This window comes from Mesorhizobium shangrilense, assembly GCF_028826155.1.
GTDB classification, from domain to species: Bacteria; Pseudomonadota; Alphaproteobacteria; order Rhizobiales; family Rhizobiaceae; genus Arvimicrobium; species Arvimicrobium flavum.
Genome location: NZ_JAQGPN010000001.1, coordinates 3,104,972 through 3,118,177, shown reverse-complemented (window position 1 = coordinate 3,118,177; position 13,206 = coordinate 3,104,972). Strand labels below are relative to the sequence as shown.

General features: G+C 62.3%; 9 protein-coding genes. All 9 read right to left on the bottom strand.

Features of this window, described 5'->3' with window-relative positions; translation table 11 throughout:
• Positions 1 to 5: 5 nt before the first annotated feature.
• Positions 6 to 785, bottom strand: coding sequence for a 3-ketoacyl-ACP reductase (locus PD284_RS15060; RefSeq protein ID WP_274628995.1), 780 nt, complete (start codon positions 783 to 785; stop codon positions 6 to 8).
• Positions 782 to 1,924, bottom strand: a complete 1,143-nt coding sequence (locus tag PD284_RS15055) for an acyl-CoA dehydrogenase family protein (protein ID WP_274628994.1) — start codon at positions 1,922 to 1,924, stop codon at positions 782 to 784. Before PD284_RS15055 ends, PD284_RS15060 begins: the two co-directional genes overlap by 4 nt.
• Before the next feature lie 246 nt (positions 1,925 to 2,170).
• Complete coding sequence (locus tag PD284_RS15050) at positions 2,171 to 3,583, bottom strand: methyltransferase domain-containing protein (RefSeq protein WP_274628993.1); 1,413 nt, start codon at positions 3,581 to 3,583, stop codon at positions 2,171 to 2,173.
• Positions 3,567 to 3,800: a hypothetical protein gene (locus PD284_RS15045; RefSeq protein WP_274628992.1), complete on the bottom strand. Its 234-nt coding sequence runs from the start codon at positions 3,798 to 3,800 to the stop codon at positions 3,567 to 3,569. Before PD284_RS15045 ends, PD284_RS15050 begins: the two co-directional genes overlap by 17 nt.
• Entirely contained in the window at positions 3,793 to 5,826 is a 2,034-nt protein-coding gene (locus tag PD284_RS15040) for a hypothetical protein (RefSeq protein WP_274628991.1), read from the bottom strand. Before PD284_RS15040 ends, PD284_RS15045 begins: the two co-directional genes overlap by 8 nt.
• Entirely contained in the window at positions 5,823 to 6,713 is an 891-nt protein-coding gene (locus PD284_RS15035) for a class I SAM-dependent methyltransferase (protein WP_274628990.1), read from the bottom strand. The genes PD284_RS15040 and PD284_RS15035 overlap by 4 nt, the downstream gene beginning before the upstream one ends.
• Before the next feature lie 133 nt (positions 6,714 to 6,846).
• Positions 6,847 to 8,889, bottom strand: a complete 2,043-nt coding sequence (locus PD284_RS15030) for a glycosyltransferase (RefSeq protein ID WP_274628989.1) — start codon at positions 8,887 to 8,889, stop codon at positions 6,847 to 6,849.
• Positions 8,886 to 10,919, bottom strand: a complete 2,034-nt coding sequence (locus PD284_RS15025) for a polysaccharide pyruvyl transferase family protein (protein ID WP_274628988.1) — start codon at positions 10,917 to 10,919, stop codon at positions 8,886 to 8,888. The genes PD284_RS15030 and PD284_RS15025 overlap by 4 nt, the downstream gene beginning before the upstream one ends.
• Positions 10,916 to 13,123, bottom strand: coding sequence for a glycosyltransferase (locus PD284_RS15020; RefSeq protein WP_274628987.1), 2,208 nt, complete (start codon positions 13,121 to 13,123; stop codon positions 10,916 to 10,918). The genes PD284_RS15025 and PD284_RS15020 overlap by 4 nt, the downstream gene beginning before the upstream one ends.
• Positions 13,124 to 13,206 lie beyond the last annotated feature (83 nt).

Sequence of the window (13,206 nt, the reverse complement as noted above, 5' to 3'; positions counted from 1 at the left end):
GAACCTCAGAAGCGCGGAACAAGCATGCCGCCATCGGCGGAAATCACCTGTCCTGTGGTGTAGGGAAGCCGGCCTTCGGCCAGCGAAACGATGATCTGGCCCATATCGGCAGGCTGCCCGACGCGCGGGATGAGTGTCAGCCCGGCCTCGGCGCGCGCGCGGTAGCCATCGATGACCGGCGCGGTCATCTCGGTGGCGATCAGGCCGGGCTGCACGTCATAGACGGCAATCCCATCGGCGCCGAGCCGCGCCGCCAGAACCTTCGAAACCATGGCCGCCGCCGCCTTCGAGGCGCAATATTCCGCCCGCTGCACCGCCACCGCCGTCGCATTGGACGAGGTGACGTTGACGATGGCATGAAAGCTGTCGGCGGCGCGAGTGCGCGACAACAGAAGCCGCGCAAAGCACTGGCTCAGGAAGAACATCGCCTTGGTGTTGACGGTCAGGCAGCGGTCCCAGCTCTCCTCGGTGACTTCAAGCAGGTCGCCGCGTCTCAGCACGCCGACGCCGGCATTGTTGACCAGCGTGGTCAAGGGGCCGAGCGCCGCCTCGACGGACTGCAACGCCGGCTCATACGCCGACAGGTCGGAGACATCGAAAGGCGTCGCCACAACCCGCGCGCCGCCTGCGGAAAGCCGCGCGACGGCTGCGTCCAGCTCGGCATCGCCGGGCAGGCCGTTCAGGGCCACCGCAAAACCGGCCCTGGCCAGCCCCTCGGCGGCGGCAAGGCCGATGCCGCGCGAAGCGCCGGTGACGAGTGCGACCTGTTTCGTCGCCGCGCTCATCCGCGTGCTCCCTTCTTCAACAGTTCGCGCGCGATGATCATGCGCTGGATCTGCTGGGTGCCCTCATAGATCTGGCAGATCTTGGCGTCGCGGTAGAGGCGCTCGACCTCGAAGCCGCGAATATAGCCTGAGCCGCCGAAGACCTGCACCGCATCAGCCGTACGCTGCACAGCCATGTCGCCTGCGAAGCACTTGGCCATCGAGCAGGCGCGGGTCGCATCCTCGCCACGGTCGATCTTGGTCGCGGCGGAATGTACCAGGAGCCGCGCTGCCTCGACATCCTTGGCGATGTCGGCCAGAAGCCATTGCACGCCCTGGAATTCGGCAATTGCCTTGCCGAACTGCTTGCGGGTGCCGGCATATTCCACCGCCGCCTCGAGGCCTGCCTGGGTGATGCCCACGGCCAGTGCGGCAATGCCGACGCGGCCCTTGTCCAGCACCGACATCATCATGTGGAAGCCGCGACCCTCCTGCCCGAGCAGGGCGTCGGATCCCAGTTTCACGTCCGTAAAGTCGAGTCCCCCGACCTGCGAGGCGCGCTGCCCCATCTTGTGTTCCTTCGGACCACGGGTGACGCCATCAGCGTGCAGATCGACAATGAAGATCGACATGCCGCGGTTGCCAGCCGCCTTGTCGGTCACCGCCAGAACGAAGCCGATATCGGCCACCGGCGCGTTGTGGATCCACATCTTGCCGCCGTTCAGCCGCCAGCCGTCGCCGTCCCTGACAGCGGTGGTGCGGATGCCCGAAACATCGGTCCCGGCTTCGGTTTCGGTGATGCAGTAGGCCACTTTCTGGCGCATCGACAGCACTTCGGGCAGCAGCTTCTGCTGGGCGGGCGTGCCATGCCGTACCAGGAGCGAGGAGATCAACTCCACCAGCCCGCATTGGTCGGCCACACTGGCATAACCGCGCGAGAGTTCCTCCATCACGACCGCATAGGTCAGCGTGTCGAAGCCCGGCCCGCCAAGCGCCTCGGGCACGCCGATGCCGAACAGACCCAACTCGGCCATCTCGTCGTAGAGCGCCACGGGGAAGGTTTCGTCCCGGTCCAGCGCCTCGGCCAGCGGGCGGATCGAGCTGTCGGCGAAGTTGCGGGCCATGTCCCGCACCTGAAGCTGCATTTCGTTGAGGTACATTCGGGTTCCCCGATTCAATAGTAACTAACTGGTGACATACTTTATGGCGGAGTCGTCGGCAAGCGGCCACTTGCGATCTGCCGTTCGCGAAACGCTGTTCAGTTCGAGAAATAGGGCGCCGCCTGGGGCGACGGATGCAAGGTCCGGAAAGAACGGAGCAGCGGGATTTGTCCGGCTATGGCCTGCAACGGACTCAGAAGGCCCGGCGTCCAGCCCCCGGTTCGCACATGCAGGACAGTGGCGCCATCAGGCGGGCGTCTCGCAATAATAGAGCTGACGCAACCCGCCCTTCAGCGGGATCGAGTCGCGTATCAGGAACCGCTCGCCCAGTTCGCTTTCAAACGTGTTCCTGTGATAATCTGGATACCTCTCGGTCTTGTTGGCGAGCAGCTTCGTGACCATTTCATCCCGCCGATCGACGAATTCGATGATGACGTTGGCGCCGAGCGTCGCCAGCCAACCGAGGAACAATGAGATCGGAACGTTCGCCGCCAGCGCCATGTGATGGATGAGTGCAAGGCAGAGCACGAGCTTTGGCCGGTTGCGCTGGTCGAATGCCGCCCGCTCCTTCCCGCCCCAGCCTTGGCTGGGCGAGATATTGGCAAGGTTCATGACCAGCGGCAGTATCTTGCGGCCACCGTCTCTTTTTTCAGCCCAGTAAAGGGCCTCGACCGAATCGTAATCGCCATCAACCGTCACGACGCGGTTGCAATACTCGCTGCATATCCTTGAGAATGCGCCCGTGTTGCCGCCCAGATCCCACACCGTGTCCGGGCGAAGAGCGTCCGTCCATTTCCGTACGAACTCCTCCTTCAACCGAACGTCCTGCTCCTCGTAGGAGTGCAGTTTCGCATATTGGGACCAGGCGGTGTGACGAAGAGGGACGTCCAGCGCCTCGACCAGCCTGCGCATGCCCGAGAGCAGGCTGCGGACGAGCAGATCCGACTGTCGCATTGATCGTTTCCGCGCAGGCGCGCGGTCGCTTTCCGCTGCCTCCACTCGCCTTTCCATCGCCGCTGGGAAGATGACGTGGGACAGGACGCCCTTTTTGAAACGCGCTGATCCGAGGAAGTAGCGCGCCGCCTCCACTGGCGTCAGGCCATCAAGATCGGCGCGCAGCGCTCCCTGGAAATCGATCCCGAGATGCGCCTTCAGCATCAGGGGATAGAGGAACAACATGCAGAACTGCCGATATGCAAGCCAGGGTTCGTTTGGCGCGCGCCTGACAAATGACGGCACGTCGATGAATACCGGCGCCGCGCCAACGAACTGAACGTTGTACGGTGTCGCGTCCTTGAGGGTCCAGCCCTCCGCAAAGCCGGCTTCCAACAGGTGCAGATGCAGCAGCGCGGCATCCTTGAGCATGGAGAACGGCCACTCATAGGGATATGAGATCAGCGGCAGTCTCGTATGCTCGACCGCGGCGGACCAGCCACGCGACCTGATCGCGCGAGCGATCGGATCCTCGGCGGACAGCCGGCGTGTTTCCACGATCGCGCCGCCGTCCAGCAGTTCCCTGTAGAAGCCGGTAGCTTCGAGTTCCGCAAAGTCAGCGGCGGTCTTCTCGTCCAGACCACGGACGATGCGTCCCTCGATCTCGAAGACGCGACTGGAGGGATCACGAAAGGAGCCCGGATCGGCTTCAACGCGAACGGTCATTGTCGTCCGTCTTCGCTGCGGGCTGACGCCGGAAGAACGCGCCGATCTTCGCCCAGTAGAGCCGCGCGCCGTAGCCTATGGTTGCGATTGCGCCCAGGACCGCCGTGACGACGACGCTCACCGATCCGGGGTCGACATAGGCATTCGCCGGCTGGAGCGAGAGCAGCGTGAACACTGTCGCGCCCATCACGACGTCGGCTCGTGCTGTTCTACTCATAGACGTAGTCCTGATACTTCTCTTTGCCTTCAAAGAGCGGGATCACGTTGTGATCGAAAGGGGTGCTGAGCGGCGACTGTCCGCCCGCCAGGCACTGGATCAGTGCAGCCGCGATGCGCGCGTTGGTCTGGAAACTCTGGCCTTCGGGCGGCCGGAAGTACGGAAGGCACATATCCGCGTTGATGATGCCGGCGAGAATGCCGAACTTGTCCTGCACGTAGAACCGCGGATCGTCGGCGAGGCTTACGGCGCGTGAAGTCCAGGATCCGTGATCGCTGTACAGGAGGATGATGGCCGAAGGGTCGTTCGTGCGAATGATGCCAACCGCGGTGTCGATCGTCTGCGCGGCGATCACCGAATTTTCGCGGTAGGCTTCAACGAACTCCGTCATATGCTGCTCCGTCGTCACATTGTTCCAGGTGTGGCCCGGAAAGAGGAAATGCTGCATGTAGAAGGTCGGATCATCCGACGAGGTGGTGACTTCGTTGAGAAGCCGTACGCCCATTTCGATCGAAGGTGTGAAACGATCAACGCCTGTCGCCATAAATAGACCCTGCACGGGGCAGTATCCGAAGAATCCCGCAATTGCTGCCGATCCCGCAAGGAACGAGCACACAGTATAGTCGTCATGAAACACATACTCGTCGAGATATACGCCTTTCCTTAAGCCGAAATATGTATTCGTAAAGACGAAGTATGTCCTGTACCCGTTATGCTTGAAAGCCTGACGCAGGGCAGATGGAATATTGCCGGTGACCAGATCGTCGTCATCTAAGGACGCATCTGGTCGCAATTTCAGGATCTGTGTGAACGACATCTTGGTCGACATGCCATCGGCGAACATGTTGGCGAATACATGGGCGCCGCTGGCCGCCACCGCATCCAGATAGGTGGGGCGGAACCCCAAGTATTCTTGCGCCAACACCTCCGGGATCATGGCGTCGAACGATAGAAAATAAACATTCGGCGTCCGCTCGAAGTCGACCATGCGCACGCCCTCGAAGGCAGTCTCGGAAGGGGCCGCCTCGGAAGGAGGAACTAGCGAACGGCCGAGCGCGAACGACGCCAAGACGAAGACGCAGAAGATCGCCAACGTAGCGAAGAACGTCAGCCTCAGCGCCCTCAGGCGCACCAGAAGGTCCATGAGGACGTGGTTGAGGGCCAGCGTAGCGATCGCAAACGCAGCCAGCAGATAGGTCGGCTGCCCCATGAGTTCCGTCGAGAAGACCACGTTGCACAAGAACATGTTGGCCGTCATCGCGACGGATGAGAGCACCCGCGTGTGCAAGTAAAACAGCTGTATCAGGCAAGCCTGAAGGAGAACGACGATGCCGACATAGGCGAATATGCGGGGGACGTCGGCAGCCGGCACGTCGGTGCGCGCCATGTACAGCGTCAGGGCCGTCCAGCCCAAGGTCGCCGCCGCCAGGATCATCACGTGGGAGCGTGTCTCGGCTACCGATGGCGCAAGCGGTGCGCGCGCCGCTCTCGCCAAGGAGAGGATCGTGAAGAGAAGCAGGGTCGATGATGCCGCCGGCATGGCGGAGCGCGAGATGCTCTCCGAGATGGTAGCCTGCCCGCCGGGAGCCTCGGTCAATCGAAGCGCCAGATTGGGAGCGCCCCGGTTGGCGTCAAACAGGTCGTGTTCGCTTGTTGTCCCATTGATTGTTACCCGGACATGACCGGACCAGCCATGCCGCGTGAAGGTCAAGGTTGCGCCGTCCGGCACCGGACCCGACCAGGAGAGTGTTGCGGGTTGCCCCTTGTAGGAGACCAGTGACTTGTCGCGAAGCTCCCATTCGCCGTTCGACATCGACGCTGCGAATGCTTCGGCAGTCATACCCGGAATGCTCACTTCCGGATGAAACCAGACTTCGGTGCCCTGCGATTGGGGGTTTTTCGTTCCAAGCGCAGTGATCTCGATGTCGGTGTCCGGCTGGGAGCCGCCTGGGAACAGCAGCTGCCAGGCAAGAACGGCGAGAGCGGAAAACGCCGCAGCAACAAGCAGATCTCGTAGATACTTCATTTGCGGATCAGGATGTTCATCCAAGGATAGAAAAATGCCGAAGGGACGTGCGGGGCCACCGCCATGAGCGCGTCGCGATAGCGCCCGTCAGCAGAGTGCCTCCAATAATCGTCGAGCACCGGATCGGCGCGCCGCCTGAAGTCGTCCATGCCTTCCAGCACGACCAGTTCGGCAATCGGGCCCGCGGCGAGCTCGATCTCGTGGTAGCTCGCGCCCCGCCCCCATCTTGCCAGCCCGGTCGCCAGCTCCGTGCGATCCGCGGTCTCTGTCATCGCATCACGGAACTCCGCCCGCGGGACGAACCTGGCATAGTCGATGGCCAGATCGTCAGGGAGCCAGTGAAAGAAGTTCAGCAGCGTCGTGTGATTGTCGTAGTGCCAGAGCCGGTTCGGGCATTCGACAACCCCGAGGAAGCCACCGCTCGGCAGCATCGACCAGGCGTTTCGAAGCGCCGAAAGGCGCTCCGCATGCGTCATGTGTTCCAGCGTGGCGAAAAAGATGACCAGGTCGAAACCGTCATCGAACTTGCCGATCTCGGTCGCGTTGAGGACTTCGAATGAGGTCCTTTTCTCGCCGTGCAGGCTGCAGCGCAGCTCAGCGACGCGGAGCGATTCGGCATCGATGTCTATGCCGTGGACGCGCGCTCCATGCTCGGCCATCGCAACCGTCGAGGCCCCTGTCCCTGCCCCGATCTCGAGGACGTTTGCGGAAGCAAGTCCCGCGTTTTTCGACAGCCAGGGAATGAGCAATTCGCGAAACTCGTTCAAGCGTCCGGTCGTGTGCCGCTCGAGGTCCGCCAATTGACCCTGGGAAAGCTCTCCCTGCCCGTACTTGCCTCTCAGGGCGCGCTGGAGAACCTCTATCTGCGCGGGGGCAAGGTCTGACATCAGGCTGCCCCGAGGATGAACCTGTGCCGTCTGCAACATGAAGCTGAACGGCCATTGGCGCAGGGCAGCAGCCCTCGTGTGAACAGATCTTCTGCGCTGGCTCGCTCGAGATCCGGGGCGGACGCGTAGAGGGTCACGATAGTCTCTGTTTGTGGCGGGCTGGAGCAGCGAGAACGCTGCGGAAGAAGTTGCGGAAGCCCTCCACGCGTAGTGACCAGTCCCAGGGCTTCACGTAGTCGAGATTTTCGTCGGAAAGCTGCTCCAAATCGGAGCGATTGCGGTAGAGCCGCTCGATCATGGTCATCAGCGAATGCACGTCACGCGACGGAAGAATGTACCCGGACTGCTTGGGCCCGAGCGCCTCCGGCACGATGCCGACATCCGTGGTGATGACCGGAACGCCCATGGCCATGGCCTCGAGCAACGGATTCGGCGTGCCCTCGATCTTCGACGCGCAGAGAAGAACGTCGATGCCGGCGTAGTAGTCCGGCATGTCGGCGTGAGGAATGTGGACGACCTTCTTGTCGGCGAAACGCGATTCCAGTTGGAGGCCCTTTGCACGGAGATTCTCTAGCGCCGGATTGATGATGGTGTGGAGACCCTTGAAGTCTTCGACTTCTGCCGCCCAGTCGGAGTTGCCCACCCAGCCCACCGTGAGCGTTTGCCTGTCGTCCTGGAAACGCCCGAGGTTTCTCGGCCTGAACAACGACAGATCCACGCCGTCCTGTATGACGGCCTGAGGCGGCGTGCCCCCGTAGACGCGCTGATAGATGGCGTCGAGCTTTCGTGAGGACGTGTAGTAGCCATCGACGAAATCGAACACGGGCCTCAGCCATTCGACTTCATCCGAAGACAGGTACAGATGGTCGTAGACCGCGGTGGTGACCCGCTTGTCGAGAATGAGCCCGAAGATGTCCTCCGGAACCGGAAAGCCCAGCCCCCGCGCATAGTCCAGCACATTCTCGCTGAACAGATTGCGCACCTGGGGCCGCCAGAAGAGGTGAACCAGATCCTGGTTCCGCGCCAGCAGGCAAAGGTCGCCGTGGTTCTTCAGCTCATCGGTTGCGTGAACCGTTATGTTGAACTCATCCGAAAGTTGGGTATGGATCTGGTCGCAGATGTTGGAGAACGCCCAGCCGAAAATGTCGGCGACAAGCATGATGTTCGGACGCTCATTGCGTGACACATGCGCCCGCGGGACGCCTGCGTCCCTTGCTTCCTGCAGCCCCAGCGCTCTCTCCCTTTCCGTCAGCCAGTCATCGACTCCCCTGTTCCAGACCTTGTAGCCGTGCTTGCTCTCGAAATGACGCGCGGACTCCTCGATGTCGTTTCGCCTGAACCGGATGCGCTCGTAGTCCCTGTCCACCGAGGTTTCGGGCTTGGCATGATCGTGAACGAGGGCCGCCAGGGCCGTACACCCGATCTTATAGCCCTTCCGGAAAAGGCGCAGGGAAAGCTCGATGTCCTCGAAGCCGACGAACATCCCCGCGTCGAACCTGCCGATTTCCTTGAAGAGCGCGACATCGAAAATTGACGCGCCGCCCATCATGCAGGTTCCGAGGAATGGCGGCCCGCTCACGGTCCTGGCGTCCCCCAGTGCGCCCGCGGATCCGCCGCCGAGATGGATCTGGCCTTCGCCATAGGTCACGTAGAGGTGGCCGCCGCGCAGGAAGATGCTTTGTTGATCGGGATCGAGCAGCGCCAGCGAAAAGAACCGGCAGCCCAACGTCGCAATCTCGTGCTGCCAATGCTTGAAGGGGTCGGCGATGAAATAGATGTCGTTGTCGAGACTCATCACCCATTCGGTTTCGACATGATCTATGCCGATGCTCCTGCCTCCGGCCACACCGTGGTTCTGTCCGAGTTTGAGGAGCTTGCTGCGCAGAGGGAGTTCGGCGAGAAGCTTCTCGATCTCGAGGAGTTGGTCGGGCTGCGAACCGTTGTCGACCACCAGCACTTGGCCCTCGAAGTGGGGAACGTGCCCGACGATGCTTCGGCAAAGCCGCGCAGTGAGGTTGGCGCGGTCCATCGACAGCAGCATGATCGTGAGGTTTTCGCCCGCGCCGCCGATATTGGGACCCGTTCCAGCTCCGAAATCCTCGGCCAGGTATGCGTGCTCGTTCGCATACACGTAGGGAAGCGCGTGCAGACCCTCGATGAGTGGGATGTCGTTCATGGCGCCTGCCACTGTTCGCGAGACTTGCCCAGGATCTGGCCAACTCCGGATAGCAACCGCTTGGGGATGAAGCGGCGAATGCGCCAGTAGGCTGCGATCACACGCCAGGGCATTGCGTCGAGTTTCGCTTGGAGCGCGCTGGCGTGGCCATCGAGCGCAAGATTTTGTGCCGACGTTTCCGCAAGGCGCAGCTGGAGCTCTTCCGCCTGATTTGTCCTGCGCCAGACATTGTCCCGCAGCGTCAAATTCTCGGCCTCAGCTGCCGCGAGCCTCGTGCCAAGCCGCTTGGCGACCAGCTCGCTGCCGGTGCTGGTCTTCAGGCGCTCTTCCAGCTTGGTTCTGTCCATCTCGAGGTTGGCGAGTTGCTGCTCAAGATGCTGGATCTGATCGAACGCCGTTTGAAGGCGCGTCTCCGCCTCCGCCGCCTGGAGCTCCGTCACCTCGCCCCTAGCGAGCAGCGCGGCATGTTCGGCCGACACCTGATCGCGCTCTTCGCGGGCTGTGAGTTCCAACGCCGCCAGTGCCTCGAGACGCCTGGCAGCCTCCGCGGCTGCGTCCTCCAGACGCTTCTTGTCGCCTCCGAGACTTGAGACCTGGTTCTTCAGCTCGGCGTTCTCGTCAGCGACCGCTCGGTTGCGAACCTCGGCAACAGCGTTCGCCACGCGGGAGTCGGCGAGACGTCGCTGCAGTCTCGCGATCTCGGCTTTCAAGACCCTCTCCGCCTCGACATGAGCGATTATCGCCTTCGCGCGGTTCTCGATATCGAGGTCCCTGCTCGACACACGGCCATCAGCTTCGACCAGGGCCTTCCGCAGGCGATTGAGTTCCTCGGCATCGCTGGCCGCCTCGGCGATCTGCTTTCTCAGGTGCTCCTCGACGATCTGGAAGCGCGCATGATCCGCGAGGAATTGGCCAACTCGCTCTCGCTCCGCGACAAGTTCCTGAGTCAGCGTGTTGTTTCTGTGGATCAGGACATCGTTCCGAACCTGCAGGCTCGCGACTTCTTCGATGAACCGTGTATCGGCGCCGCCATCGGGAGCCACCGCCCGCCAGCTCAGGCCAGCCTCTCCGTTCTTTGTGGTGCCAAAATACATGGGAGCCTCCTTCCTGGAACGCACCGAAGAAATCAGACGCCGGAATGCCGCGCGGTCGTCGTCTCGAAAGGCGGCAAGGATCTCGCGCTTCAACCGGCACAGCGGTGGCGTGATCGTGAAGTCCAGAACGCGTTCCGCCAGCCGCTCCCGTACCGGACGGAACGTATCGCCATTGGGTTCAGGATCGTTGACGTCGAAGATCGAACGATCGTCGAGGAACTGGTCTTCTGTCGTGTGCCGGACAAGTTCCCTAAGGCCATCGAATCGATAGGCGTCCTCAGCCGTTTCAACCAGCAGGACCGGCGTGCCGAAAGCCAGGGCTGGCAGCGCTGCGTGAAGCCGTGACGTGATCACGCATTGGGCTGAGCCATAGGCTCTCAGCGCCCTTCGGGCGCGGTGGAGCTTGCCCTCGATGCCGACATCGTCGGGTTCGTCATGGGTCACAGTGATGACCTGCCGCCTGGCTCGAGCCTCAACTTGCAGCCGCACCGTGTCAGGCACGTCGCACACGACGATGTTGCCCTCGGATGCGAGGTCGCTTGGCCGCATCAGGGTCAGGGTCAGGCAACCAGACATGAAGGCGTCCACGTCGCGCGCCATCAAAGCCCGGCGTGTGAATGCGTCGCGGGCTCCTATCGGGGCGAGAGACCGGAGATAGCTTCCCTTTTCAGGGTCCGCGTAGGACTCCAGTGCGCGCGGAGAAAAATGCATGCTGATTGGCAGCATCTCTATGTTCGGTGCAGGAGGCCAGTTGTCGACGTTGTGGGCGTACCAGCCATTCCCTATCGCGCGGATCAGATCGGGAGAGCGGACGTCATGCAGCGTTTCCCGATCGAGAAGCGCATCCAGGTGTGGCAGAAACTGCAGCGCGGCCAGCGACTGGACCGCGTCGCCCGTATTCTCCGATCTCGGGAAAACAATCAGGCCGTACCTCACCGCACGCCACCCATCGCCGTCGCCCTATCGATCTGGCTTGAGCGCGGGCTGTTGCACGTCTTTCCCGGCCCGCTGCCACCTGCCGGCCACGACACAAGCTCCACGAAAACGCGCGCATAGGCCTCGGCCATGGCTTTTCGCGAGAAGTCGCCGCCGTCCATCGTCGCAAGCGCGTACGCCGCCATTGCCTGATGCTCGGATGTATTCGCCATCATCTCCAGGATGCGCCGACGCATCGCGGCGATGTCGCCCGGCGGCACAAGCCACCCGCTCCTGCCGTCGTGAACCGCAAGCTCGATATCGCCGACCCGCGTTGCGACCACGGGACAGCCGGCCCCAAGCGCTTCCAGCACGACAAGCGGCATGCCCTCCAGTTCCGAGGTCAGCACGAGCACATCGAACGCGGCGTAGAGCGCCCGCATGTCAGGCCGAGAACGACGACCGAGAAAGTTGACCGGAACGGCGCTTTCCATTCGCACCGAGCGGTCGATCGTCCCCTGCAACTGAGGGCCCTCGCCGCACATGAACGCCGCGACGCGCCGAGAGTCAGGCAACGAACTGACGAGATAAAGAAAATCGAGAGGGCGCTTCTCGGCTGCAAAGCGCCCAACCCAGCCGATCGCAAAGACGTCTGGATCGAGTCCCAACTCCGCACGGCAGCGCTTGCGCAGTTCGCCGTCGAGCCTAGCCGCCGAACAGTCGACCCCGTTGAGGATCGTGCGCACCTTGTCCGCGTAAACGCCTCTCCGCACCAGCGCCGTTTCAATATGTGGGCTAACTGCGATATGACGGTCGAACACCGCGGACGCCGCTACGGCGTCGGCCAAGTGACCGGATGGCAGCGCGTTGTGCAGCAAATCCACGAGCTTCAGCGCGGGAAACCTCGACTTCAGCCGTGCCGCGTTGCGGTAGAGCCAGCCTGAACCGGACGAAAGAACGACGCTGATCTGACGGCTCGCGACGAGATGTTCGAGGAGTCGCAGGCCGCCGTCACTGTCAAATGCACCCGCCAACGGAAAGATGTCCGTGGTGATCTTGACGAACTCCGACCAGAGCGGCTGGCGGTCGGGCAGCGTGGTCACGATCGTTATCGTCCAGGACGCTTTGAGGTGGTCCAGGACATCGAGAAGCACCATCTCCGCGCCTCCCGCCTCGAGCCACGGAACAACCACGAGCAGATGCGGCTTGCCAGATTCCACGGGCAATCGCACGGGGATCGCTGTTGCCGACCGGTCCGCGTTGGCAGGCCCGCCGATGCGCGAAATCCTTGACTGGAGCGATCGATCTGAGAAGATTTCAGTGTTGAGCGCACGCATGTCACTGACCAGTCGTCGGCGCATCGCATGTGCGTCGTGCGTCATCGTGCGCCCGTGCCGCCGGTGCTCGAACAACGGCGCCCGCACCGCCTTTCCGTTGCGGCCGAGGGCCGCCAACCGGAGCCAGAATTCCCAATCTTCGTAGCCATGGCGCATTTGGGGTCGATAGCCGCCGATCTCGTGCCAATCGTCCCGCCTGAAGACTGCCGAGACCGCCGTATGGTTGTCTGCAAGCCCCTCGTCGATGCGAAAATCCCGGGTATGCCAGACGCGATGCTCATCGCCGAACAACTGTGCCCAGGAGTACGCGAACCCGACCGATCGATCGGTCTCCAGCGCCAACACCGCCGCCTCCAGATAACCCGGCAGCAGACGGTCATCCGCGTCAAGGCAGCAGACATACTCGCCATTCGCCACCGCGATGCCCGCGTTCCTGGCGCTGACAAGTCCTTCCTGCGGTTTGGAGATAATCCTCAGCGCCGGGTCGTTCGCCAGTTCTCCAAGGACGGTGACAGTATGCGGATCGGTCGATCCGTCATCGACGACAATGATCTCGACGCAATCGAGCGTCTGACGTTGCACGGATGCAACCGCCTCCGCGAGATACGCCCCATAATTGTTGCAGGGGACGATGACGCTTACCAACTTCGACGCCGTTTCGGGAAAGACGATGCTGCGCTTGGGTGCGACAGAGCCGTCACGAGCCAGTCTCTGCGTCTTCGCATCGATGCAGATCGTGGGCGCGGGATTCAAATGGCGCGCTCGCGACGCCCAAACGGTCGGTCGCGCCCTGACAACAAGCAGTCGCGCCAGTTCGCTGACCCGACCTCGCAGGAGTAGATCCAAAGTGCGGACGATTAATCTGCGAAGGCGCTGCCGCTCGATCATGGCCGCCCTTCCCGATCGGCGTATCCGATACAAGCGTGGATCACGGACCCGCGACCGGGGTCCTTGCGCCGGGGTCTCGGGGC

What these genes read in the sequence shown, in the direction of transcription:
- PD284_RS15060 (WP_274628995.1), bottom strand. Translation starts at nt 785, where the DNA reads ATGAGCGCGGCGACGAAACAGGTCGCACTCGTCACCGGCGCTTCGCGC.
- PD284_RS15055 (WP_274628994.1), bottom strand. Translation starts at nt 1,924, where the DNA reads ATGTACCTCAACGAAATGCAGCTTCAGGTGCGGGACATGGCCCGCAAC.
- PD284_RS15050 (WP_274628993.1), bottom strand. Translation starts at nt 3,583, where the DNA reads ATGACCGTTCGCGTTGAAGCCGATCCGGGCTCCTTTCGTGATCCCTCC.
- PD284_RS15045 (WP_274628992.1), bottom strand. Translation starts at nt 3,800, where the DNA reads ATGAGTAGAACAGCACGAGCCGACGTCGTGATGGGCGCGACAGTGTTC.
- PD284_RS15040 (WP_274628991.1), bottom strand. Translation starts at nt 5,826, where the DNA reads ATGAAGTATCTACGAGATCTGCTTGTTGCTGCGGCGTTTTCCGCTCTC.
- PD284_RS15035 (WP_274628990.1), bottom strand. Translation starts at nt 6,713, where the DNA reads ATGTCAGACCTTGCCCCCGCGCAGATAGAGGTTCTCCAGCGCGCCCTG.
- PD284_RS15030 (WP_274628989.1), bottom strand. Translation starts at nt 8,889, where the DNA reads ATGAACGACATCCCACTCATCGAGGGTCTGCACGCGCTTCCCTACGTG.
- PD284_RS15020 (WP_274628987.1), bottom strand. Translation starts at nt 13,123, where the DNA reads ATGATCGAGCGGCAGCGCCTTCGCAGATTAATCGTCCGCACTTTGGAT.